Genomic DNA, 25776 nt, shown 5'->3' on the forward strand with positions numbered 1-25776 from the left:
CCTTTGAGGAAGGTCAGATAGCGGGTCGACTCCGGATTGGTTTCCCATTCAGTTAAGTCAATGCGCGCCACAATATCGGCATGATTGATATCCAGATAGTGGGTCGAACTGATATCCAGATCTTCGTTAACGCGCATACTGCTCAGGTTGTTCAGCACCGCCACCAGCAGATACTCTACCGCCAGATAACGATACTGACAAAACAGAACGATACCGCCTTCTGCGAAAGGATATTTCGCCAGTTCATCACGCAGACGGCCGGTTGCCGCCCGGCTGAACGGGAGAAAGTCTTCTTCGCCCTGACGCTGCAGGCGTAGGGTTTGCGCCAGCTCGCTCTCTTCGTTAAACAGACCGTAGGCCTTATTTTTAGCGCTGTAGACACGATGCAGCTCGGCCATCATTTCCACGACCGTCGCATTCGGCTCCAGCAAGGAATCGCGCAGCACCAGCTCGAGGTTTTGTTCATCACGTTTAATTAACTGATGCAGGGCAATCTGGTCGATATCCAGACTCATGTTAAACTCTCCTTTTAGACCGGCCGGTATTCAACCACCGCCGGGACGGCGACGCAACCACCGCGTGACTCTTCGACTGCCTGAGACTCGCGATCCTGCGTGCTTTTGCGTCATGGCGAAAAAATGCGGAAAAAAAGCTGCTGCTACGGTAATATGTTGCCCTTTCACGAACAAACAGATTTTGAGTTTATGCCGCAATTATCCCGCTATAGTGATGAACACGTCGAACAGCTTCTCAGCGAGCTGACCAACGTGCTGGAAACACACAAAGCCCCCGTTGACCTTTCACTGATGGTGCTAGGCAATATGGTGACGAATCTGATCAATAGTAGCGTCGCACCGGCGCAGCGTCAGGCGATCGCCCGTTCTTTTGCCCAGGCTCTGCAGTCTTCAATCAACGACGATCCGGCGCACTAAGGATAACCAACAACTGTATATGGTGACTCTTCGTCAGCCCTACCGAGAAAAAATCTCCCAGATGGTCAGCTGGGGACACTGGTTCGCCCTGTTCAACATGTTGTTGGCCATGGTGCTCGGCAGCCGCTATCTTTTTGTCGCCGACTGGCCCACGACTCTGGGTGGTCGTATTTTCTCGTACGTCAGCCTCGTGGGTCACTTCAGTTTTCTGGTGTTTACCAGCTATGTCCTGATTCTGTTCCCGTTGACCTTTATCGTCATATCGCAGCGCCTGATGCGCTTCCTGTCGGTCATTCTGGCGACCGTGGGCATGACGCTTCTGCTGATCGATAGCGAAGTCTTTACCCGTTTCCATCTGCATCTTAACCCTATTGTCTGGGAACTGGTCATCAACCCCGACCAGAATGAGATGGCGCGCGACTGGCAACTGATGTTTATCAGCGTGCCGATTATCTTCCTGCTGGAAATGCTGTTTGCGACCTGGAGCTGGCAGAAGCTGCGCAGCCTGACGCGTCGCCGTCACTACGCCCGGCCTGTCGCCTGGTTCTTCTTTCTCTCTTTTATAAGCAGTCACCTGATTTATATCTGGGCGGATGCGAATTTCTATCGTCCGATCACCATGCAACGGGCGAATCTGCCGCTCTCTTATCCGATGACGGCCCGCCGTTTCCTTGAGAAACATGGTCTGCTTGACGCTCAGGATTACCAGCGTCGCCTGGTGGAACAGGGGTCGCCGGAGGCCGTCTCCGTTGAGTATCCGCTGAGCAATCTGCACTATCGCGATCTGGGGGCTGGCTACAACGTTCTGCTCATCACTGTCGATAACCTGAACTATTCGCGTTTTGAGAAAAATATGCCGGAACTGGCCCGTTTCGCGCAAGAGAACGTCAACTTTACCCAGCATATGAGCTCCGGTAACACCACCGATAACGGTATGTTTGGCCTGTTCTACGGGATTTCGCCGGGCTATATCGATGGCGTGCTCTCTGCCCGCATTCCGGCGGCGTTGATTACGGCCTTTAATCAGCAGGGATATCAGTTGGGGCTGTTCTCCTCCGATGGCTTCAGCAGCCCACTCTATCGTCAGGCGCTGCTGTCCGATTTCTCGCTGCCAAATGAGAAAACACAGAGCGATGAGCAAACGGCGGACCAGTGGATTGGCTGGCTCAATCGCTATGCACAGGATGAAAACCGTTGGTTCTCGTGGATTTCGCTGAACGGCACCACGCTGGACAACAGTCAGCAGCAAAACTTCGCGCATCGCTACAGCCGTGCGGCGGGAGATGTTGATAGCCAAATCAGCCGGGTACTGAGCGCCCTGAGTGATGCCGGAAAACTGGATAATACGGTGGTGATTATCACCGCCGCTCACGGTATGCCATTGAATCCACAGAGCAGTAAGTTTGACTGGTCCCGGGAGCAGTTGCAGGTTCCGCTGGTTATTCACTGGCCTGGAATTCCGGCGCAGAATATCGCGACGCTGACCAGCAACAAAGATGTGATGACGACACTGATGCAGCGCCTGCTGCACGTCTCCACGCCTGCCAACGAATATTCTCAGGGTGAAGACCTGTTCAGCCCCGCGCGCCGCCGGGCCTGGGTGACGGCAGCCAACAGCGATACGCTGGCGGTCACGTCGTCAGAGGTGACCGTGGTGCTGAACCACAACGGCACCTACAGCACCTGGGACAGCGACGGTAAGAAAATTGATAACCGCAAACCTCAGCTCAGCCTGCTGCTGCAGATCCTGACTGACGAAAAACGCTTTATCGCTAACTGATTGATTAATTATGAATCAATCAGCCGTTCCCCGGCTTGCATTCGGTCGGGGAACGGGTAATATTGTCCTCCATACGTCGGCACGTAGCGCAGCCTGGTAGCGCACCGTCATGGGGTGTCGGGGGTCGGAGGTTCAAATCCTCTCGTGCCGACCAAACCATTCACCGGTAAGTTTCGTTAACGACCGGTAACCCCACAGAAACCCGCATTCTCTCTGAGTTTGCGGTTTTTTTAATGCCCGAATCAGCCCCGCCGACACGGTCGCGGTCCGCGGTCAAATCCATCCCCATTCCCGTGCTTCTGCTGAAGAAACTCCGACCTGACGGTTTGTAAATTGAAGAATAGCTTCTATTATTCGTCGTACTTGCCTGACACTGGAACAATTAATATGAGAGTTAATGGACTTACGAAGGGATTTTTTATCCTGATTTTGCTGATGGTCAGCCTCGCCTTTTTTAATGTTCTTTCCCCTTATTATTCAGCGATACTGTGGGCTGCGATACTGTCGGTCATCTTCAACCCGGTGAAGAACAAATTGCGTACTCGCCTCGGTGAGCGTAATGGCCTGGCATCGCTATTGACCGTCGTGATTATCTGCCTGATTGTCTTCACCCCGCTGGCTATCATCATTTCATCGCTGGCGATCGAGCTAAACCTGGTGTATACCCGGCTTCAGCATAATGACACCCAGTTTCCCGTAGTGGTGGCAAACCTGTTTGCCCACCTGCCTGAGTGGGCCAGAAGCTTTCTTTCCGAACATAACCTCGACAGCGCAGAACAGATTCAGAAACAGCTCTCTGACGCCGCCCTGAAGGGCGGGCAATATCTGGCCGGTAGTGCATTCCTGATTGGCAAAGGGACTTTCGGATTTACCGTTAGTTTCGGCATCATGCTCTATCTGCTGTTTTTCCTGCTCAAGGATGGCCCCTATCTGGTTATGCTCATCCTTGAGTCCCTCCCGCTGTCTAACTACGTCAAGCAGCATCTGTTTGCCAAATTTGCCGCCGTATCACGGGCAACCGTGAAAGGTACCGTCGCTGTCGCCCTCGCGCAGGGTATACTTGGCGGTATCGCGTTTTCTGTCGCCGGCCTCGATGGCAGTATTTTGTGGGGCGCCATCATGGCGTTTCTGTCGCTGATTCCGGCGATCGGTTCGGCCATTGTCTGGGTGCCGGCAGCCATCTTCCTGTTTGCTACCGATCAGCTATGGCAAGGGGCCTTTATCGTGGGCTTCTTCGTGGTTGTGATAGGCCTGGTGGATAATATTCTGCGCCCGCTGCTGGTGGGCAAAGATACCAAAATGCCGGACTATCTGATTTTGATTGCCACCCTCGGCGGCATGGAGATTTACGGTATCAATGGCTTTGTCATCGGGCCGCTGATCGCCGCCTTGTTTATCGCCTGCTGGAATCTGCTATCGGGCCGCGAACACGCTGGCAATACCGACGGAATAGATGAAGAGTTCATCGAGGAAGGCAAAATCAGTCGCGATGAGTAAGCATCGGGGGGAACCTTTTCGCTTCCCCCTGCTTCAATTCATGTCCCTGATAACGCCTTCTCATTTGCGGCATGGGACGTTCAGACGGCAATCATTGCACCTGAAAACGACTTCACTTGCTGATGATTATTAACGCTGGATTGCCGGTTTCCGTGGCGGACAATATCTCTTCAGGAATGACCAAAGAATCTCTCGCTCAGAAACGAAACTGAGTAGTGAATACTAGCAAACCGAACAGACAACACAGTCAATCAAACCAAAATATATGAAAATAATGGTAAATTATTCTTACCAATCAACAAAAGAGTGCTAGTCTTTTGCCGTTAAAGATCGATAACAAAGGATGATGAATCGTGAAGAAAATCTCTACGCTTGCTGTTTCTCTGCTGGCCGTGGCCTGTGTATCCACCAGCGCGCTGGCCGCTAAGCCGCCCCTGGAAAAGGTCGCCCCCTATCCGAAGGCGGAAAAAGGCATGAAGCGTCAGGTGATTCAGCTGCCGCCGCAGCAGGACGAATCCGCATTTAAAGTCGAGCTGATGATCGGCCAGACCCTTGAGGTTGACTGCAACCGCCATCGCCTCGGCGGCCAACTGGAAAGCAAAACGCTGGAAGGCTGGGGCTATGATTACTACGTATTTAACAAAGTGACCGGACCGGTTTCGACCATGATGGCCTGCCCGGATGGCAAAAAAGAGCGTAAATTTGTGATGGCAGGGTTAGGCGATGATGCGATGCTGCGCTACAACAGCAAACTGCCCATCGTGGTCTACACGCCAGATAACGTCGACGTGAAATACCGAATCTGGAAAGCAGACGAAAACATCGGCAACGCCGTTGAACGCTAACGCTCAGGCATAAACAGTGACCATCCGGCGGCATCAGCCGCCGGATGTCGTTCTACAGCGCAATATCCGCCATAGGTTTGTCGCCAGACAGCGGCTTCAGCTGCGCAAGCGGGACTTGATCCACCACCGCGACTGGCTCGTAATGCAGTTCCAGTACTTCACTGGTCCACGCCAGCGCCTGTTCAATCGCCGCCGGGTTACCATCCAGACGCAGGCCGTAGGACGGGATGATCTCTTTCAGTTTCGCCTGCCAGGCAGTCGACTGAACCTTCTCTTTAAAGACTTTCTCCATCAGCTGCAGCATGATAGGTGCCGCCGTCGATGCTCCCGGAGACGCCCCCAGCAGCGCGGCAACGGTACCTTCGTCATCGCTGACGACTTCGGTGCCCAGACGCAGCACGCCCTTCTTCCCGTTGCGTTTGATAATCTGCACACGCTGGCCGGCCTGCCACAAGCGCCAGTCCTCTTTATTCGCTTCCGGATAGTATTCGCGCAGCGCCTCGTGACGATCGTTATCTTTCTGCATCACCTGGCTAATCAGGTATTTCACCAGATCGAAGTTATCCAGACCGACATTGAGCATCGGCAGAATATTCGAGGTGTTGGTGGATGCCAGCAGATCCCACAGCGAACCGTTTTTCAGGAAACGGGTCGAGAAGGTCGCGAACGGTCCGAACAGTACCACGCGCTTGCCATCGATAATCCGCGTATCGATATGCGGAACCGACATCGGCGGCGCGCCCACTTCAGCCTGACCATAGACTTTCGCCAAATGATGGTTAACCACCTCCGGGTTTTCACACACCAGGAACTGGCCGCCCACCGGGAAGCCTGCGTAGTCTTTCGCCTGAGGAATACCGGTTTCCTGAAGCAATGTCAGCGCGGCACCGCCGGCGCCAATAAAGATAAATTTGGCTTTAATTACGCGCTTCTGGCGACGATTATCGGCATCAGCCAGAGTGACCGTCCAGCTTTTGTCCGCGTTGCGCTTAAAGCGACGCACGACTGTGCCAAGCTGCAAAGAGAAATTATCATGGGTCTGCAGTCCGGCAATCAGCTGGCGGGTGATTTCTCCGTAGTTGACGTCGGTGCCGACTTCGGTCCGGGTCGCGGCCACTTTTTGCTGCGGATCGCGCCCTTCCATCACCAGCGGTGCCCACTCTTTGATCTGCTGATGATCTTCAGAATAGCGAATCCCGCGGAACAGCTCACTCTGCTGCAGCGCCGCGTAACGCGCGCGCAGGAAATTCACATTATCTTCGCCCCACACAAAGCTCATGTGCGGTACGCTATTAATAAACGATTTCGGCTTACTGAGTATGCCGCGTGTCACCTGGTGCGCCCAAAATTGCCGGGAGATGTGGAAAGATTCGTTGATATCGACCGCTTTGTCGATGTTAATCCCGCTGGCGGTTTGTGGCGTGTAGTTCAGCTCCATCAAAGCCGCATGGCCGGTACCTGCATTGTTCCAGCCGTTCGAACTCTCTTCAGCCACGCTCGACATCTGCTCGACCATGGTAATAGACCAGTCCGGTTCAAGTTCCTGAAGCCAGGTTCCCAACGTGGCGCTCATGATGCCGCCGCCAATCAACAATACATCCGTCTCTTGCTCATGGCGGGTGTTGGTCCGAGGTGTATCTGAACCAACCGCCGGTGAGCTGGGTACGGCCATCTTTTTCTTCATCGGATTTGAGCCTTACTTTACTCGCTTTTTATTTAGCGCAGGTGACACGATTATCAAGAATCAAGGTAACACCGAAGATCAAAAAATTAAATATTGTTTAAAATTTAAGTTGAGTTTTGAGATCTGTTATAAAAATGTTTAATAAATGTGTACGTCAAATAATATTTTGTACTGGTATATGTCGCACCCACGCGCTATCATCCCCTGTTTTGTGACAAACCGCACACAAGCCTAAGCTCGTGGCTCCGGCTTTTATCTACCAGCGAAACGCTTATGCATCAGGCCACCAACCGCGTCCCACCCTCTTCAAACGGCGCTCTTCGCCACGTATTCCGCTCGCCATCACTGCTGACCCGCGAAGCGCTGGCAGGCGTACTCACCGCGCTGGCCCTGATTCCAGAAGTTATCTCCTTTTCGGTGATTGCCGGGGTTGATCCTAAAGTCAGCCTGATGGCGTCCGTTGTGCTCTGTCTGGCGATGTCGGTTCTCGGCGGCAGACCGGCCATGGTCACCGCGGCGGCGGGGTCGGTGGCGCTGGTGATTGGCCCGATGGTGCATCAGCACGGCGTCGGGTATATCCTGCCCGCTGTCATTTTGGCTGGCATTATTCAAATTTTGTTTGGGTTGTGCGGCATGGCCCGGTTGATGCGGTTTATTCCGCAATCGGTGATGACCGGTTTTGTGAATGCGCTGGGGATACTGATCTTCTTTGCCCAGGTACCGCATTTCTGGAGCAGGCAGCCGCTGATCCTCGGCCTGTTTGTGCTGACGCTGCTGATTGTGCTGTGGGCACCACGCTATATCAAAGCCCTCCCTTCGCCGCTGATCGCCATCATCCTGCTGACGCTGTTTACCGTCACTAGCGGCCAGCCGCTGCCCACCGTCGGCGATGAAGGCAGTATGAGTGGCGGGCTGCCCGGTCTTACCGCTCTGCTGGTACCGCTCGATCTGCGCACATTGAACATTATCTGGCCCTGCGCGTTGAGTATCGCCTTCGTTGGGCTGCTGGAATCACTGCTGACGGCTAAACTGGTGGATGAACTGACCCACACACCATCCAGCAAAGCGCGCGAGAGTACCGGGCTGGGCATCGCCAATATTCTCGCCGGACTCTATGGCGGTATCGCCGGCTGCGCTATGATCGGACAGACCATCGTTAACGTCGAAATGGGCAAGGGCCGAAGCCGCGTTTCAACCATTGCCGCAGGCCTCGTCCTGCTGCTGCTGGTGACCGCCCTGAGTGACATAATGGCAAAAATTCCGATGGTGGTACTGGCCGGAGTCATGGTGATTGTGGCGGCAAAAACCTTCAGTTGGCATAGTATTCGTCCGGCAGAAGTGGCGCGTCATCCGTGGCCGGAAACACTGGTCATGTTGGCGACCGTCGGTGCGACGGTCGGGACCAGCAATCTGGCTATTGGCGTTCTGGCAGGCCTCGCGACTATGGCGCTGATTCCCCGTCGCCTGTGCAGCAGGCCAACGCTTACATCAGAAATATCGTCGCCAGACCGAGAAAAATAAAGAAGCCGCCGGTGTCGGTGATCGCGGTGATCATCACGCTGGAGCCGACCGCCGGATCGCGACCCAGTTTGACCATGACCATCGGGATGATCACCCCCATCATCGCGGCCATCAGCAGATTCAGCATCATCGCCAGCGTCATCACGCCGCCCAGTTGCGGGTCCTGATACAACCACCAGGTGATCGCCCCCATGATCCCGCCCCATACCAGGCCGTTAATCAGCGCGACTCCCATTTCACGCAGGATCAGAAACGAAAAGCTGCCGGGTTGGATATGCTGTAATGCCATAGCCCGCACGATCATGGTGATCGTCTGATTACCGGTGTTGCCGCCGATCCCGGCGACGATCGGCATCAGCGAGGCAAGCGCCACCAGCTGTGAAATGGTATGTTCAAACCCGTCAATCACCCGCGAGGCGATAAAGGCGGTGCACAAGTTGACCGCCAGCCACGCCCAACGGGTCTTCACCGCTTTACTGACCGGCGCAAAGACATCTTCTTCGCTGCTCAGGCCGCCCATACCGCGCAGATCGCTGTCCGTCTCTTCATAGACGACATCAACAATCTCATCGATGGTCAGACGTCCCATCAGCTTCCCTTCCGCATCAATCACTGCAGCGCTGATCAAGTCGTCACGTTCAAAGGTGCGCGCCACTTTTTCAGCCTCTTCATGCGGCTGGAAGGTGACCGGGTCCCCTTCCATAACGTCGCCTACCCGTTTTTGCGCATCATTAAGCAGAATCGTTTGCAGTTGGAGCTCGCCCAGCAGGAGCTTATTGCGGGTGGTCACAAACAGCTTATCGGTGTTCTCCGGCATTTTGCCGAGCCGCCGCAGATAGCGCTGTACCGCGGCCAGCGTCATTTCCGGGCGCACGACAATCACTTCGAACTCCATGATTGCCCCGACGGTATTGTCGGCGTAACGCATTATCTGGCGCACGCGTGCGCGCTTATCCGGCGGCATCGTCGCCAGTAAGCGTCCGGTCAGGTTACGCGGCAGGTGCTGAACCAGATAGACCTGTTCGTCGATATCCAGAGTTTGCAGCGCGTCGAGCAGCTCGTGGTCGCTCATCTTATCGATGAGATCGCCCCAGACGTTTTCCGATGCCTCGAGCAGCACCTCACCGCGTTTGTCGTTGCTGACCCGTTGCCAGAGCGCATTACGCCCGTCGTACGGCAGCGCTTCGAGGGCATCAGCGAGGTCTGGCGGCGGAAGATGAGAGACCAGCACTTCGACCTCCGCCAGATCGTCAGCCAACGTGCCGTCGTCATAGCGTTCAGCCAGCGTTAATTTTCCCAGCAGCGCCGAGGTCACGGCTTTATCGGTGGTCAGCAGCCAGATAAGGCGGGCACGCTCTTCATCACGCAGTCTGGCACTTTTTTTATGCGAAACGGACATCGGTCGGGCAATCCTTTTGAGAACATATGGCAGGCCAGGAGCCATAAGCATAGCGCGGGGAGGGAGAAAAAATAACCGTCGCCCCGTTCAGGCGGCGGAAAAATCAACAACCGTGCCGCCGGCGAGTCGGCGACGCGCTCAATCAGGCAGTGCGGGCCACCGCATCCCGGGTAGCCAGCTCGCGCTCTTCTCCCGTCAGCTCTGTTAGCTGGCCACTGCGCATCTCCAGCAGGCGGTCGGCATGCTGGAAGTAGTGATCATCGTGGCTAATGGCGAAAACGGTTTTCCCCATGTGTTGCATCAACGGCAACAGCAGCTGGTAAAACTCGCGACGGAAATGCGGGTCCTGATCCGCCGCCCACTCATCAAGCAGGATGATATCCCGCTGCTCCGCCAGCGCCAGCAGCAGCGCAACGCGTTTTTTCTGCCCTTTCGACAGCTTCAAATCGACAATCCGGCCGTTATCCAGCTGCAATTTATGCGTCATTTTCAGATAGTCCATCCACTGCCCGACCAGCGCGGGTTCCGCCGCTTGACCGCCGGGTCCCAGCAGCCGATCGAACAGCCAGACATCGGTAAAGACTGCCGAAAAAAGCTTGCGGTAATCTTCGGGCTTGTCTGCCGCAAGGGGCTGACCATCCAGCAGAATTTGCCCGGAAGCCGGTTGGTACAACCCGGTCAGCAGCATCGCCAGCGTGGATTTACCGCTGCCATTGCCGCCAATTAAAAACACCAGCTCGCCGCGCTGCAGGGTCAGATTAATCGGCCCGACGGCAAAGCTGTTATCCGGATAGTGGAAGCAGACGTCGCGCAGCTCCAGCGTCTGCCAGTGCGGGTGCGGTTCCGGCTGCGGGAAGTCGGCACGATAAGGGGCCAGCGAGAAAGTATTCAGCTTGTTGAACGCCACCTGGGCGCTGAGCAACGTCGGCAGCGCTCCGACCGCCGAAAGCAGCGGCGTGCGCAGGAACAACAAAGTCAGCGAGTAGGTTGCCGCCACCGCGGTATTTGCCCAACCAAGGCTGTTTGCCATCCAGAACACCAGTCCGATAGCGCCCAGCATCATAATATTCGACCAGTTCACCGCACTGAGGTGGAAGGTATCGGCGCGGATAATATGGTGACGATATTTGCGGGCATCCGGCAGATAAAGCTGATTAAACACATATTCCGCGCGTTCCCGGTTGAGGGTTAACTCTTTGCGCCCTTCCAGCACCGTCTGGTAGTCGTGGTAAAGCTTGTCTTCGGTTTCCCGCAACGTCGCCATATGCCTGTAGACGCGCGCCACCAGCACAAACCCACCCCAGATAGTCAGCGCCATCCACAGGGCGGTGACCATCATCATTTTGCCCGACAGCCACGCCAGGTAGGCGGCGGAACCAAAGGTCAGGATAATCCCCTGCACCAGCTCCGGCAGGCGAACAAAAGCGATAGTGATATTACGAATGTCGCTGGTTAAACCGGCGAGCAGCGAAGCGCTACCGGCTCTCTCAACCTTTTCAATTTGGGTATCAAGGATACGCTTGATAAATTCGCCGCGCAGGCGGAAGACAAAATGGTGTCCCAACGTGGTCAGGGCCAGCTGGGAACCCAGCGTCACGACCATCAGCAGCAGCAATAAACCGAGAAACTCCGGCAACACCGCCAGAGAGGTATCGACCACGGTCATCAGACGCAGATTAATAAAGGCAATGAGCCCGATTCCCAGCGCCGCGCTGAGCAGGCTCAGGGCAATGACGGAGATAAACGGCCAGCGATACTGGCGCCAGACAAGCAGCAGAAGTTCCATAACACACAATCCGGACAAGCAAAACAGCCAGCAGTTTAAACGGCTCGCCAATGACATCAAGAATAATTCTTATTTTTATTCTTTAGCGCCGGCCAGACGGAAGGTGAGATTGTAACGACAGGCGCCGGTTTGCGGGTGGTCGCCCTCTTTCAGCGGTTGGATACCGTGGTAAAACAGGCGCGATTCCCCACCCCAGACCACCACATCGCCATGCTCCAGCAGCGCGCGCTGCAGCGGATCGTTGCGCCGCAGACCGCCAAACTGAAACACGGCGGGCAGCCCCAGTGATACCGACACAATAGGCGCCCGCAAATCGCGTTCATCTTTATCCTGATGCAGAGACAGCTTTGCCCCGGGCTGATAGCGGTTAATCAGGCAAGCGTCGGGAGCAAAACGGGGATAGCCGCCGGCAAACGCCGCCTCCGTCGCCAGTGCGTGAAAGATCGCCGGCATCGACGGCCAGCGCTGACCGGTTAACGGATCGTCAGGGGCATAGAGGTAGCCGTGCATATCGGTGGTCCAGCCCAGTCTGCCGCAGTTGGTCATCGCCACCGACATGGTATAGCCTCCCGGCGTCACCATTTGACGAAACGGCGAATGGCTGGCGATCTGCATTATCGCCTGCAGCAACGCCGCCGCGCGCGGGTACGCGAAGCGCCGCAGAATGGTGGCTCCCGGCGCCAGCGGCTCCTGCCAGGGAGGCGTATCGGCGAATAAATCGAGCATCACTCCTCCTCGGTTTGTGCTTCCCGGGCCAACAATTGCGCTTTGCGGGCCGTCCCCCAGCGGTAACCTGAGAGCGCTCCGCCCTCGCGGACCACCCGATGACACGGGATAACTATTGCCAGTTTATTCGCCGCGCAGGCGCCTGCCACGGCTCTGACCGCAAGAGGTTGGCCAATGCTCTGCGCGACCTGGCGATAGCTGCGGGTTTCTCCTGACGGGATCTGGCGCAGCGACTGCCAGACGCGTAGCTGAAACGCGGTGCCGCGCAGATCCAGCGGCAGATCAACGGTCTGGAGGGGATCGTCCAGGTGAGCGAAAACCTGGGCGACCCGCTGGCAAAAATGCGCATCTCCCGGCAGAAGTCGGGCATGAGGAAAGAGACGGGATAACGCATCAAGCAGCGCCGCGTCCTCTTCCCCCGGTAAAACGGCGCAGACGCCCCGTTCACTTTCCGCGACCAGGCAGCGGCCAACCGCACAGTCACCGACAGTATAGATAATGTCGATATCCTCGCCGCCGCGACGAAACTGGCGGGCGGTCATACCAAGCGCAGCATCCGCCTGACGATAATAACTGCTGCCCCCAGGGAAGCCTGCGGCTAACACGGCGGGCGTCACTTTTTCACCCTGTCCCAGCGCTTCGCGTAAACGTCGCGCACGCCATGCCTGCTGCCAGGCTTTCGGCGTCATTCCGGTGACGGATTTGAACAAACGATGAAAATGAAAGGGGCTGACCGCCAGCTCCTGCGCCAACGCGTCAAGGGTCACAGGCGATTCCTGTTCCAGCAGGCGACAGGCTCGGGTGACTTTGTCCACTTTCTGCTGCTGCGGATCGCTTTTATCCGGCTGACAGCGCTTACAGGGACGAAAGCCGTCGGCGAGAGCCGCCTCAATGCCGGGGTAAAAGCGAACATTCTCCCGCAGCGCTCGCCGCGAACGGCAGGACGGGCGGCAGCAGATACCGGTGGTCAGGACGGCAAAGACAAACTGACCATCGGCTCGCGCATCACGATCGCACACTGCCTGCCAGCGGCGATCATCGGTATCAACAATTATCGGTTTCATAACGGGCTCCTCCTTTAAGTGTATCGTCAGTCTGAATCAGCACCCGATGAAAAAAACCCGAAATCTTGCTGTTTAATTCTTTTCGCTGACGAGGAAAGTGCGGAACTGCGGCGACATCCAGGTTTTGAACCCGTCGCCTTCTTTAACGATCATGTAGACCGCCAGCCCCTGCTGGCGCACCACTTCCTGCGCTCTTTCCGGCCCCAGCACCATCAAGCCGGTATCCCAGCCGTCCGCTTCCAGCGCCGTCGGGGCGATGACCGTGACCGAAACCAGGTGATGATCGATCGGCCGACCGGTTTGCGGATCGATAACGTGGGAAATACGTTTACCGTCCAGCTCATAATAGTTACGGTAGCTGCCGGACGTGCTGATGCCATGTCCGTTGATATCAACGATCGCCTGCACCGCGTTTTCGCGATCGGTTGGTTTCTGGATTGCCACCCGCCACGGCTGCCCGTCGGCATTCATCCCCCGACTGACCAATGCCCCGCCGACCGAAACCAGATAACGGGAAATGCCCTCCTGCTCCATCAGGCGCGCCAGATGATCGGCGGCATAGCCTTCGCCCACGGTGGAGAGATCGACAAACAGATCCGGAATGTCTTTTTGCAGATATTGCCGATCCGCGTGGTTAATGACCGTCAGATGCTGTAGCCCCGTGCGCGCTTTCGCGGCGGCAATCTGCTGAGGATCCGGCGTTTTTACCGGTTGCTTGTCGGGGCCAAAACCCCAAAGATTCACCAGCGGCCCCACCGTAATATCCATAGCGCCCTCGGTTTTTGCGCCGATGCGCAGCGACAGGGTGACAATATCGGCCATCGCTTCGCTGACCGGCCACGGATCTGTCGTGGTGGCATGGTTAAAGCGCATCAGCGCAGAATCGTTTTTCCAGGTAGAGAGCAGCCGATCGTCGGCATCGAGTTGCGCCTGGACCTTCTGTCGCAGCGCCTCGGCTTTGCCTTCATCTATGCCAATGACGCTGACCCGCCAGAATGTGCCCATCGTCTTACCATCCAGTACGGTCGCGGCACTCTTTGACGCCGTGGGAGCGGTGGCTGAATCGCAACCGGAAAGCAGTACGCAGACGCTGAACAGCGCGCTACGGAAAAAAGTCATATCCATAAAATCAGGTTCCTCTTGCTAAGGCAGCAAGATTACACCAGCGAGGTTAAACCGGGCATAAAAAAAGGCGCCAGAGGCGCCTTTTTTGAGACTTCAGCGTGCTTAGAACTGGTAAACCAGACCCAGAGCGACGATATTGTCGGTAGAGATACCGGCACTACGAGTGAAGTTGTTGTCGTCCAGCAGGTTGATTTTGTAGTCAACGTAGGTGGACATATTTTTGTTGAAGTAGTAGGTCGCACCCACGTCAACATATTTCAGGATATCCTGGTCGCCGTAACCTTCCAGATCCTTACCTTTAGACTGCAGGTAAGCCACGGACGGGCGCAGACCGAAGTCGAACTGGTACTGTGCAGCCACTTCGAAGTTCTGTGCTTTGTTAGCAAAGCCCAGTGAGCCAGCGCGGGTTGCGTTGTAGGTCTGGGTGTACTGAGTAGCCAGGTAAACGTTGTTCGCGTCGTATTTCAGGCCGCCGGTGTAGGTTTCAGCGTAATCGCCATGGCCCAGCAGGTCATCCGCGTTCTGAGCGTCAGTACGTTTAGAGTGACCGTATGCGAAACCAGCGCTGATGCCTTCCCAGATGTCATAAGTTACAGAAGTACCGAAACCGTCACCATTCTGCTTGTTCCAGTCACGACCGTTGTTGGTCGCGCCTTCGCCGCTGACGCTGCCGTTTTTACCCTGGTACTGCAGAGCAAAGTTCAGACCGTTAACCAGACCGAAGAAGTCAGAGTTACGGTAGGTTGCAACGCCGTTAGCACGGGACTGCAGGAAGTTGTCGGAACCGTAGGTGTCGCCGCCGAATTCCGGCAGAACGTCGGTCCAGGAAGTGACGTCGTAAACAACGCCGTAGTTACGACCGTAGTCGAAAGAGCCCGCGTCGCCAAATTTCAGCCCCGCGAATGCCAGACGAGTCCATGCCTGATTGCCGGAGCTTTCAGTGTTGTTCGCCTGAACGTTGTATTCCCACTGGCCGTAACCGGTCAGTTGGTCATTGATCTGGGTTTCGCCTTTAACGCCCAAACGCATGTAGGTCTGGTCGCCGTCATTGCTCTTGTCGTCAGAGAAATAGTGCAGACCGTCGATTTTACCGTACAGATCTAATTTGTTGCCATCTTTGTTATAAATTTCAGCCGCATTTGCTGCGCCTGCTACCAGCAGAGCCGGTACCAGGAGGGACAGTACTTTAACTTTCATGTTATTAACCCTCTGTTTGTTATATGCCTTTTATTATTGCCACTGCTTACTGATTACCCTTCTAATCAGTCGGCTATACTCATTGTGCTGTAAAATGCAGAATAATCCAACAAGAATATGATACGAAAACTTCTAAGGTGTTTCAGAATGCGCACAAGATGTTTCAAATTGTAAACAAGAGGGAACTTTTTTCACCGCTAAAAAGCAGAAAAATAAGCATCAATAATCAAGAAAATAAATTTTCTTGATTAAGTTCATATGGTTACACGTTGTTTCATGTATAGCACTGAATGACAAAACAAAATCCTCCCCGGCGACTAGAATAGCTTTCGCTATCATCATTAACTTTATTTATTACCGTCATTCAGTTCTGAATGTCTGTTTACCCCTATTTAAACCGGATGCCTCGCATTCGGTTTTTTTTACCCTTCTTTACATAACTTTAATTATCCTGCGATATTCACGAAAAAAAATAACGTTTATTAATCAATCACATTGCAAGTAAGTAAAGTCTTATCCCGATAATTTCTTGTTATTTCGTGCTATTTTTTCCCCGAAACAGGTAAGCCCTTGTACAAATCTCGCCTGGCTGTACATCTTATTGTGTCAGATCTTTTTGAGATGATTTTTACTCTTAAACAAAATTGCAGAACCACAATCTGCGCAATCTGTAGTATGGATTTGATAAATTAGCCTTTATACTGCTTAGTATATTCACTCTGCTAGTAGCTACCTGGGGCGATGCCCTGCTTACAAACCTTGATGAGTCGCTCCCTCATACGATGACCCAGAAAAAATTCTCCTTGATGCCAGGCAGCATCACCCGCTTCTTCATTTTAATGGTCATCGTCCTGCTGGCGACGATGGGTGTTATGATCCAAAGCGCGGTCAATACCTGGCTGAAAGATAAAAGCTATCAAGTCATTGATGTCAGCCACGCGCTGCATAAACGCATCGATACCTGGCGCTACGCAACCTGGCAGATTTACGACAATATCGCCGCAACCCCTTCCAGCAACGCCGGCGATGGTCTGCAAGAAACGCGTTTGAAGCAGGATGTTTACTACCTGGAAAAACCGCAGCGGAAAACCGAAGCGCTGATCTTTGGCTCGCACGATAGCGCCACCCTCGAAATGACACAGAAGATGTCCAGCTACCTCGACATCTTGTGGGGAGCGGAAACCATTCCCTGGTCGATGTACTATCTGAATGGTCTGGATAACAGTCTGATCCTGGTGTCGACGCTGCCGCTAAAAGACCTGTCATCCAGCTTTAAAGAGTCGACGATTACCAGCGTGGTCGAATCCCGCCGCGCGGAAATGCTGCTGCAGGCGAACACCCTGGACGAGCGGGAAACCTTTTCCTCGCTGCGCCGTCTCTCCTGGCAGAATGGCTATTATTTCACCCTGCGCACCACCTTTAACCAGCCGGGCCACCTGGCGACCGTGGTCGCCTTTGACCTGCCGATAAACGATCTGATTCCGCCCGGCATGCCGCTGGATAATTTCCGTATTGAACCCGATCCGGCGCAAAGTACGGTCACTAACCCGGAAAAAGAGACCACCGATAGTGTCAATATCGACTTTAACGGGGCGCGGATTGAGATCATCACCGGCATTAGCACCACCGGGATGCGCCTGATCTGGGTGGTTCCTTTTGGTTCGCTGCTGCTGGAATCCCTGCAGAATGTTCTCCTGCCGCTGCTGCTGATCATCGGCCTGTTGGCTTTAACGCTGTTCGGTTTCACGACGTTTCGTCATTACAATGGCCGCAGCCGTCAAACCGGTACCGCCGTCTCTTCCGCGGCCAATAGCGAATTGCGCACCCTGCGTGCCATTAACGAAGAGATCGTCTCGCTGCTGCCGCTGGGGCTGCTGGTCCACGATCAGGAAGCCAACCGCACGATTATCAGTAACCCGATTGCCGATCATCTTCTGCCGCATCTGAATCTGCAAAACATCACCAACATGTCCGATCAGCATCAGGGAGTGATTCAGGCGACAATCAATAATGAGCTGTATGAAATACGTCAGTATCGCAGCCAGGCTGCGCCGCGCACGCAGATCTTCATTATTCGCGATCAGGACCGGGAAGTGCTGGTCAATAAAAAACTGAAACAGGCCCAGCGTCTGTATGAGAAAAACCAGCAGGGGCGCGTTGCATTTATGCAGCATATCGGCAGCGCCTTAAAACAGCCGGCGCAGAGCCTGGCCGAAGAGGCGGCAGCCATTGGTATAGCCCAAAGCCTCCAGCTTGCGCAGCATGCGGACCAACTGGTACAGCTGATTGATGAAATTCAGCTGGCGAACCTTCTGGAGAACGACAGTTGGAAAAGTAATCCTGGGCTGTTCTCCATTCAGGAGCTGATCGATGAAGTGGTGCCAGAGGTGCTGCCGATCATTAAACGTAAAGGTCTGCAATTGCTGATTAACAATGCGCTGCCGGCCAATGAACAACGCTATGGCGATCGCGATGCGCTGCGCCGCACGCTGCTGTTGCTCATTCAATACTCGGTGACCACGACGCAAATTGGCAAAATCACGCTCGAAGTGAGTAAAGATGAGTCCGCAGACGACCGGCTGACCTTCCGTATTCTGGACACCGGCAACGGCGTTTCCGGGAACGAAATCGACAATATGCACTTCCCGTTCCTGAACGAGACCCAATCCGATCTGTATGGTAAAGCCAACGCCCTCACCTTCTGGCTCTGCGATCGCCTGACGCGCAGGCTTGGCGGTCAGATGAATATCAAAGCGCGCGAGTCGCTGGGAACCCGCTATTCTCTACATCTCAAAATGCCGGCCAGCGAAGAAGAGAGCGACTCCGGTGAGCATCTGCTGGATGATGTCGTGGTGATGCTGGATATTACCGCCAATGAGGTCCGTCGGATTGTGGTGCGTCAGCTCGAAAGTTGGGGAGCAACCTGCATCACGCCGGATGAAAGGCTGACAAGTCAAGAATACGATCTCTTTTTAACGGATAATCCGTCTAATCTTACTGCTTCGGGCTTGCTTTTAAGCGATGATGAGGTCGGGATACGCAAAATTGGCCCAGGCCAGCTGCGTGTCAATTTTAATATCAGCACAGCTATGCAGGAAGCGATTCTGCAACTGATTGAACAGCAACTGGCACAGGAAGAGGGGCAAACCACCTCTGCGGGAAGCGAAAGTAACGCCGAACTCCATGCCAGCGGCTATTACGCACTGTTTGCCGACACAGTTCCGGATGATGTTAAGAGGCTGTATACTGAACTGGCAACGAGTGACTTAGCGGCGCTGGCGCAGACAGCGCACCGCCTCAAAGGGGCGTTTGCTATGCTTAATCTGATACCCGGCAAACAGTTATGTGAAACGCTTGAGCATCTGATTCGCGAGAAAGATGCGCAAGGCATAGAAAAATATATCAGCGACATTGACATTTACGTCAAGAGCTTGCTGTAGCAAGGTAGCCTAATACATGAACACTATGAACGTAATTATTGCCGATGACCACCCGATCGTACTGTTCGGTATTCGTAAATCCCTTGAGCAAATCGAATGGGTCAACGTCGTCGGCGAATTTGAAGATTCAACGGCACTTATCAATAATCTTCCTAAGTTAGACGCACACGTTTTGATTACCGACCTGTCGATGCCTGGCGATAAATACGGCGACGGGATCACGTTGATCAAATACATCAAACGCCATTTCCCGGATCTGTCTATCATCGTTCTGACGATGAACAACAATCCGGCAATCCTTAGCGCAGTGCTGGATCTGGATATCGAAGGGATCGTGCTGAAACAAGGCGCCCCGACCGATCTGCCTAAAGCGCTGGCGGCGCTGCAGAAAGGCAAAAAATTCACCCCAGAAAGCGTTTCGCGCCTGCTGGAAAAAATCAGCGCCAGCGGTTACGGCGACAAGCGCCTGTCGCCGAAAGAGAGCGAAGTGCTGCGCCTGTTCGCCGAAGGGTTTCTCGTGACCGAGATTGCCAAAAAGCTGAATCGCAGCATTAAAACCATCAGTAGCCAGAAGAAATCGGCGATGATGAAGCTGGGCGTGGAAAACGATATCGCACTGCTGAACTACCTGTCTTCCGTTTCTCTGAGCACCACCGACAAAGAGTAACGCTTCCCGCCCGGATAAAGGCACCACGCCTTATCCGGGCAAACACATACCGCTCCCCTTACCCTATTCCCTTTCCTGACGTTCTTTACGCACGCGCGTGGCGTAGACCGCCAGCGTCTGTTTGATAATATCGAGCGTCACCGGTTTAGACAGACAGCTATCCATACCCGACTCCAGACAGCGCTGTTTCTCCTCTGCCAGCGCGTTGGCGGTCACCCCGATTACCGGCAGGGTCATTCCCAGCTCGCGGATGCGTTGTGTCAGGCGATAGCCATCCATATTCGGCATGTTGACATCGCTCAGCACAATATCGATATGCTGTTTGTTCAGTACGCTCAACGCGTCGACCCCATCGTTTGCCGTCACGCACTGATATCCGAGAGAGCCGAGCTGGTCGGCCAGTAGCCGGCGGTTGATCGGATGGTCGTCCACCACCAGGATCATCATATCGTCATTGCTGGCGACTTGCGTTTCCGGAGCACTGAGCGCCGGGCCGTGTTCGGTGGTTGTCACCGCAACCCGGAAGATACGTCCCAGCAGCGGCAGTAGCTCGTGCGGTGTCGTTACGCTGTGTATCCACTCGCCAGGTGCGCGTTCCAGCGGAATACCGATATGGCGGCGACAGAAAATCACCGCCGCACTTCCCTGCCAACGAGCGTCCGCCTCATCGGTCAGCAAAATATCATCTGCACCGGGCTGTTGCCCGTCATAGATTTGGGTCCGAAGACCGTGATGGGTGAGCAGCGACTCGACAAACAGCGCCAGAGAGGTGTTGCGGATAGCCAGCCAGCAACATTTATCCGCCAGACCATCCATCACCAGCGGCGAGCGGTTTTGCACGCCGTACAGCGGAATACGAATGGTAAAGCGGCTGCCCATTCCCGGTTCAGTTTCGACGGCAATATCACCGTCCATCATGCTGATCAGCTTTTCACATATCGCCAGCCCCAGACCGGTACCCTGAAAGTTGCGCTGTACGCCGGTCCCCACCTGGAAGAATGGGTCAAACAGACGTACCACCTCTTTTGCCGGGATCCCTTCGCCAGTATCGCGCACGCTAATTTGCAGATAATCCCCGGCACACTGTACGTGCAGGACGATACAGCCGGTGTCGGTAAACTTAATGGCGTTGCTCAGCAGGTTAGAAATGACCTGCTGCAAACGCATGGGGTCGCCGGACATCAGCTGCGGAACGTCAGGTTCAATAAAGCAGTAGAGCCCCAGTTGTTTACGCACCACCAGCGGTAAATAGTTGGCAGAGATATGGTTCATCACCTCACGCGGCGAAAACTCTCCGGGTTCGATTTTCAACTGCTCGGATTCGATTTTCGAAAAATCGAGGATATCGCTGATAATTTTCAGCAACAGGCTCGAGGAGTTATTCATCGCCGTGACCAGCCTGTCAACGCCCTTCGGCAGCTCTTTGGTTTGCAACAGGTCAAGGTTACCGATAATTCCGTATAGCGGCGTTCGCAGTTCATGGCTGACGGTGGCGAGGAACATAGATTTTGACTGGCTGGCCTGCTCCGCCGCCTGCGCCATCTCCTGCAACGACTCTTCCATCTTAACGCGGGCGCTGACGTCCACCAGCACGCAAATCGCAACGTTTTCATTGCGATAGCGCGAATGCACGAAGCTAATCTGCAGGTTGGTGTTGTTGCTGGTCAACACATCCACGAAGTTAACCTGCTGGCCACAAATAATCTGCGTTAATCGCTGCCGATCCTCATGGGTCAGCATATTGAGGTAGTTGTGCGCCAGTTCGTTGCTCAGAATATTGGTGCCATCGAGGGTGCGCAGGATACAAATCCCCACCGGTGCCGACGCGACGATTTTACGGTTGAACTGCTCATGCTCTTCCAGCCGCTGGGCATCATTCTCCGCCGGGATAAAGATCCGCCGCTCATACATCCGCGCCAGGGCAAACAGAATCACCCCGCTCAGGATATTCAGGACAATCGCGTTAATAATCAGCATCCGGATACGTTCGAGCACCTGATCGACCGACACGGAATAGACAATGCTTAACGACGATGGTGGCAGGCTCTTCTTCAGCGCCAGCTCGCGGAAACCAGCGGTGTAGCCAAACCAGATGCGCTCCTGCATCCAGCGGGCTTCGCTCTTGATTTTGTTCTCCTGCCCGGCAAGAGAAATAAGCGGCTGTCCGTTGTCATCAAGAATCGTGACGCTCATTGGCAGACTGCCCGGCGTAAAAAAGCTCTCCATACGAATGGTCTGCTCAATACCCAGCAACGCCTGCAGGCGGTTTGCCATATAAACCGGCGTCAGCGCGTAAAAATAACCCACGCCCGGACGCATGCCCTGACTTATCCAGAACAGGTTGTTGCCGCGCTCATTTTGCGGCGCATCGCGGTACTGCTCGATGCGCTGGAGCAGCACTTTCAGCGCCTGATCGCGCTCCAGCGGCATTTCTCGCAGGCCAAAATTGGCCATACATAAATTATCGCTGCCAATTAAGAAGATGCGATTGAGGTCATAGGCCGCAGAAAAGTTATCGCGCCAGTAGCGCATAAACCACGCCAGCGACTGCAGGGAGTTGCGCCAGGTCGCGCCCATCGTCCCGCAATCAGAATCAGCGTACAGCGGTTCGAAATCAGGGACGGCGATATTGCCGCCCGGAACCGGAGTGACCCCACTCTCTTCGCCGCTGGTCAGACGGTTGCCCGCCACGTATTTCAGCTCTTTAATCACATCCGCGGTCCGCTGGATATAGCGCTGCGCCTGATCGGCATTGAGGTTAAATTCCTGGCGGATTTCCGACTCCCGGTCATGCAGGGCATTGACGATATAGAACACGGAAACGAAAGCGATCAGCATCCAGAGCAGCACCGCCAGCGCTCTGAACAGGTAGCGTGAAACCTTTAGCGTGGTATGAAAAGAGGCAAGATATTTCAAAGTGGCGATACTCGGCCGTCAGGGGCTCAACAGAATGGGGTTAAGGTAGCGGTAAACAGGTTTCGTCGCAACGTTATACTCTCTGGATTTCGCGTCGGATAAAGGGCACCACGTAGCAATAAAAAGGGCCGGGGTTATCTCCCGGCCCTTTTCGCACCACTAGCGCAGATTATTCTTCATCTTCGCCAGCGTCATCATCTGCGTCAACGTCAGTTTCCGGCGCGATCTCGTCGTCGCCTTCCGCTACGCTGCCGTCGATGGCATCCAGCTCTTCGTCATCAACCGGCTCGGCTACACGCTGCAGACCCACGACGTTTTCATCTTCCGCGGTACGGATCAGAATAACGCCCTGCGTGTTACGACCGACGATGCTGACTTCCGAAACGCGCGTACGCACCAGCGTGCCCGCATCAGTGATCATCATGATCTGATCGCAATCATCAACCTGCACGGCGCCGACCACGGAACCGTTACGCTCGGTGACCTTAATGGAGATAACGCCCTGCGTCGCACGGGACTTAGTCGGATACTCTGCCGCCGACGTACGTTTACCGTAACCATTCTGCGTGACGGTCAGGATAGCGCCTTCGCCGCGTGGAATGATCAGCGAGACCACTTTGTCGTCACCCGCCAGCTTGATGCCGCGAACGCCGGTTGCGGTACGGCCCATGGCACGGACCGCGCTCTCTTTAAAGCGCACCACTTTACCGGCGGCTGAGAACAGCATCGCTTCATCATTACCGTTCGTCAGGTCAACGCCAATCAGCTCGTCGCCTTCGTTCAGGTTCACCGCGATAATCCCGGCAGAACGCGGACGACTGAACTCCGTCAGCGCGGTTTTCTTCACGGTCCCGCTGGCCGTCGCCATAAAGACGTTCACGCCTTCTTCGTATTCGCGTACCGGCAGAATCGCGGTAATACGTTCGTTGGCTTCCAGCGGCAGCAGGTTGACGATTGGACGCCCGCGCGCACCTCGGCTGGCTTCCGGCAGCTGATAGACCTTCATCCAGTACAGGCGACCACGGCTGGAGAAGCAGAGGATCGTGTCATGGGTATTCGCCACCAGCAGGCGGTCGATAAAGTCTTCTTCTTTAATACGTGCGGCCGATTTACCTTTGCCACCGCGACGCTGCGCCTCATAGTCGGTCAGCGGCTGATACTTCACATAGCCCTGGTGAGACAGGGTGACCACCACATCTTCCTGGTTGATCAGATCTTCGATGTTGATATCCGCGGTGTTGGCGGTGATTTCGGTACGACGTGGGTCGCCGAACTGTTCACGCATGGCTTCCAGCTCTTCACGAATCACTTCCATCAAACGATCGGCGCTACCGAGGATATGCAGCAGTTCAGCGATCTGTCCCAGCAGCTCTTTGTATTCATCAAGCAGTTTTTCATGCTCAAGGCCGGTCAGTTTCTGCAGACGCAGATCCAGGATCGCCTGCGCCTGCTGTTCGGTCAAATAGTATTGACCGTCGCGCACGCCGAACTCGGGCTCCAGCCACTCCGGACGCGCGGCATCATCACCGGCGCGTTCCAGCATCGCCGCCACGTTACCCAGATCCCATGGACGCGCAATCAGGCCAGCTTTAGCTTCCGCAGGCGTTGGCGCACGGCGGATAAGCTCGATGATCGGGTCGATGTTGGCCAGCGCAATCGCCAGCGCTTCAAGGATATGTGCACGATCGCGGGCTTTACGCAGTTCGAAAATGGTACGACGTGTCACCACTTCACGGCGGTGGCGCACGAACGCAGAAAGAATATCTTTCAGGTTCATGATCTTCGGCTGACCATGGTGCAGCGCAACCATGTTGATACCGAAGGAGACCTGCAGCTGCGTCTGGGAGTAGAGGTTGTTGAGAACCACTTCGCCCACCGCATCGCGTTTCACTTCAATCACGATGCGCATCCCGTCTTTATCAGACTCGTCACGCAGCGCGCTGATGCCTTCAACGCGTTTGTCTTTCACCAGCTCGGCAATTTTCTCGATCAGACGCGCTTTGTTCACCTGATACGGAATTTCGTGCACGATGATGGTTTCACGACCCGTTTTCGCATCGGTTTCCACCTCAGCGCGGGCGCGAATATAAATTTTGCCACGACCGGTGCGGTAAGCTTCCTCAATACCACGACGACCATTAATAATGGCGGCGGTCGGGAAGTCCGGACCCGGGATGTGCTCCATCAGCCCTTCGACGGAGATATTTTCATCGTCGATATAGGCCAGGCAGCCGTTGATCACTTCCGTCAGGTTGTGCGGGGGAATGTTGGTTGCCATCCCGACGGCGATACCGGACGAACCGTTCACCAGCAGGTTAGGGATTTTCGTCGGCATGACGTCAGGAATGCGTTCCGTGCCGTCATAGTTATCAACGAAATCAACTGTCTCTTTTTCCAGGTCGGCCATCAGCTCGTGGGCGATTTTCGACATACGGATTTCCGTATAACGCATCGCTGCGGCGGAGTCGCCATCGACAGAACCGAAGTTACCCTGGCCATCGACCAGCATATAACGCAAGGAGAATGGCTGTGCCATACGTACAATGGTGTCATAAACAGCGGTATCACCATGAGGGTGGTATTTACCGATGACGTCACCAACGACACGGGCGGATTTTTTATAGGCTTTGTTCCAGTCATTGCCCAATACGTTCATGGCGTAAAGTACGCGACGGTGTACCGGTTTCAGGCCATCTCGGACATCCGGCAGCGCACGGCCAACAATGACCGACATCGCATAATCCAGATACGAGCTCTTAAGCTCTTCCTCAATGTTGACCGGTGTAATTTCTCTCGCAAGGTCGCTCATCTAACCGCTATCCCTCTACTGTATCCCGGATTCAAAGGTCGCAAATTATAACACAGCCACGGTGATACGGGGAAATCTATACCCAATGAATTTCGCGCCGCCTCGTGGCGGCAAACGCAGGTGCTTCGATTCGCGTCATCCGGTCGCGGCAAAAGGCGATGGGGATAGACGTTTATTCATGCCGGTCACCTGATATACTCACCGGTCTGAACAGAAAAGGAGGCGAAGCGCCCATGAATGCCGAAAAACAGCCGGTGGCCCACAACGTTGATCATCATGAAATTGCTAAATTTGAAGCCGTCGCCTCGCGCTGGTGGGACTTAGAGGGCGAGTTCAAGCCCTTACATCGCATCAACCCGCTGCGCCTTGGCTATATTGCAGAGCGTTC

Annotated in this window: 18 protein-coding genes, 1 tRNA gene and 1 pseudogene; 9 read left to right on the plus strand and 11 right to left on the minus strand. The window is 54.7% G+C overall.

Translation table 11 applies throughout. From position 1 onward, the window contains the following. Positions 1-515, minus strand: a 515-nt coding sequence (locus tag ACZAHD_RS12960; RefSeq protein WP_462457138.1) for a nucleoid-associated protein, incomplete at its 3' end; no start/stop codon positions are given. 189 nt (positions 516-704) lie between these two features. On the opposite strand from ACZAHD_RS12960, the gene ACZAHD_RS12965 reads away from it, so the two are divergent. The 3 genes from ACZAHD_RS12965 to ACZAHD_RS12975 all read left to right on the plus strand — a co-directional run bounded on the left by ACZAHD_RS12965 (position 705) and on the right by ACZAHD_RS12975 (position 2866). Continuing rightward, complete coding sequence (locus ACZAHD_RS12965) at positions 705-932, plus strand: YejL family protein (protein WP_015583825.1); 228 nt, start codon at positions 705-707, stop codon at positions 930-932. A 19-nt stretch (positions 933-951) separates the two neighbouring features. Then, on the plus strand, positions 952-2712 hold the full coding sequence (gene yejM / locus ACZAHD_RS12970) for an LPS biosynthesis-modulating metalloenzyme YejM (RefSeq protein ID WP_462457139.1): 1761 nt from the start codon (positions 952-954) through the stop codon (positions 2710-2712). A 77-nt stretch (positions 2713-2789) separates the two neighbouring features. Beyond that, positions 2790-2866, plus strand: a tRNA-Pro gene (locus ACZAHD_RS12975). A 119-nt stretch (positions 2867-2985) separates the two neighbouring features. Here the strand turns inward: ACZAHD_RS12975 and ACZAHD_RS12980 are convergent. After that, complete coding sequence (locus ACZAHD_RS12980; RefSeq protein WP_462457153.1) at positions 2986-3189, minus strand: hypothetical protein; 204 nt, start codon at positions 3187-3189, stop codon at positions 2986-2988. Here ACZAHD_RS12980 and ACZAHD_RS12985 point away from each other — a divergent pair. Then, entirely contained in the window at positions 3100-4209 is a 1110-nt protein-coding gene (locus ACZAHD_RS12985) for an AI-2E family transporter (protein ID WP_462457140.1), read from the plus strand. The two genes, ACZAHD_RS12980 and ACZAHD_RS12985, sit on opposite strands and share 90 nt — an antisense overlap. A 353-nt stretch (positions 4210-4562) precedes the next feature. Continuing rightward, positions 4563-5054, plus strand: a complete 492-nt coding sequence (eco, locus tag ACZAHD_RS12990; protein ID WP_462457141.1) for a serine protease inhibitor ecotin — start codon at positions 4563-4565, stop codon at positions 5052-5054. Positions 5055-5106: 52 nt separating this feature from the next. Here the strand turns inward: eco and mqo are convergent, their stop codons facing one another. Beyond that, positions 5107-6738: a malate dehydrogenase (quinone) gene (gene mqo / locus ACZAHD_RS12995; protein ID WP_462457142.1), complete on the minus strand. Its 1632-nt coding sequence runs from the start codon at positions 6736-6738 to the stop codon at positions 5107-5109. A gap of 273 nt (positions 6739-7011) precedes the next feature. Here mqo and ACZAHD_RS13000 point away from each other — a divergent pair, with 273 nt between their 5' ends. Beyond that, entirely contained in the window at positions 7012-8259 is a 1248-nt protein-coding gene (locus ACZAHD_RS13000) for a SulP family inorganic anion transporter (RefSeq protein ID WP_462457143.1), read from the plus strand. Here the strand turns inward: ACZAHD_RS13000 and mgtE are convergent. From mgtE to ACZAHD_RS13030, 6 genes are all read right to left on the minus strand, one after another. After that, positions 8222-9658 carry a magnesium transporter gene (gene mgtE, locus ACZAHD_RS13005; RefSeq protein ID WP_462457144.1) on the minus strand — a complete coding sequence of 479 codons (1437 nt, stop codon included), beginning with the start codon at positions 9656-9658 and terminating at the stop codon, positions 8222-8224. The two genes, ACZAHD_RS13000 and mgtE, sit on opposite strands and share 38 nt — an antisense overlap. A 142-nt stretch (positions 9659-9800) precedes the next feature. Continuing rightward, the gene (locus ACZAHD_RS13010; protein ID WP_462457145.1) at positions 9801-11444 is read right to left on the minus strand and encodes a multidrug ABC transporter permease/ATP-binding protein; all 1644 of its coding nucleotides are present in this window, start codon (positions 11442-11444) and stop codon (positions 9801-9803) included. Between the two features lie 75 nt (positions 11445-11519). Continuing rightward, positions 11520-12170: a DNA oxidative demethylase AlkB gene (gene alkB, locus ACZAHD_RS13015; protein ID WP_462457146.1), complete on the minus strand. Its 651-nt coding sequence runs from the start codon at positions 12168-12170 to the stop codon at positions 11520-11522. Beyond that, positions 12170-13234: a bifunctional DNA-binding transcriptional regulator/O6-methylguanine-DNA methyltransferase Ada gene (ada, locus tag ACZAHD_RS13020; protein ID WP_462457147.1), complete on the minus strand. Its 1065-nt coding sequence runs from the start codon at positions 13232-13234 to the stop codon at positions 12170-12172. Before ada ends, alkB begins: the two co-directional genes overlap by 1 nt. 72 nt (positions 13235-13306) lie before the next feature. Continuing rightward, the gene (gene apbE, locus ACZAHD_RS13025) at positions 13307-14359 is read right to left on the minus strand and encodes an FAD:protein FMN transferase ApbE (protein ID WP_462457148.1); all 1053 of its coding nucleotides are present in this window, start codon (positions 14357-14359) and stop codon (positions 13307-13309) included. Between the two features lie 102 nt (positions 14360-14461). Then, positions 14462-15556, minus strand: coding sequence for a porin OmpC (locus ACZAHD_RS13030; RefSeq protein ID WP_462457149.1), 1095 nt, complete (start codon positions 15554-15556; stop codon positions 14462-14464). 782 nt (positions 15557-16338) lie between these two features. Here ACZAHD_RS13030 and rcsD point away from each other — a divergent pair. Further along, positions 16339-18996, plus strand: a complete 2658-nt coding sequence (gene rcsD, locus ACZAHD_RS13035) for a phosphotransferase RcsD (RefSeq protein ID WP_462457150.1) — start codon at positions 16339-16341, stop codon at positions 18994-18996. Positions 18997-19012: 16 nt separating this feature from the next. Continuing rightward, a complete protein-coding gene (gene rcsB / locus ACZAHD_RS13040; RefSeq protein WP_025711608.1) occupies positions 19013-19663 on the plus strand; it encodes a response regulator transcription factor RcsB in 651 nt (216 codons plus the stop codon). Between the two features lie 63 nt (positions 19664-19726). Here the strand turns inward: rcsB and rcsC are convergent, their stop codons facing one another. Beyond that, positions 19727-22579 (minus strand): two-component system sensor histidine kinase RcsC, encoded by a 2853-nt coding sequence (gene rcsC / locus ACZAHD_RS13045; RefSeq protein ID WP_462457151.1) that lies wholly within the window; start codon positions 22577-22579, stop codon positions 19727-19729. Positions 22580-22748: 169 nt separating this feature from the next. Next, positions 22749-25388: a DNA topoisomerase (ATP-hydrolyzing) subunit A gene (gyrA, locus tag ACZAHD_RS13050; protein WP_462457152.1), complete on the minus strand. Its 2640-nt coding sequence runs from the start codon at positions 25386-25388 to the stop codon at positions 22749-22751. Positions 25389-25621: 233 nt separating this feature from the next. Between gyrA and ACZAHD_RS13055 the strand changes: the two are divergent. Beyond that, positions 25622-25776, plus strand: a pseudogene (locus ACZAHD_RS13055) (bifunctional 2-polyprenyl-6-hydroxyphenol methylase/3-demethylubiquinol 3-O-methyltransferase UbiG); the annotation flags it as partial.

Source organism: Raoultella sp., from assembly GCF_039594335.1.
Lineage (GTDB): Bacteria > Pseudomonadota > Gammaproteobacteria > Enterobacterales > Enterobacteriaceae > Klebsiella.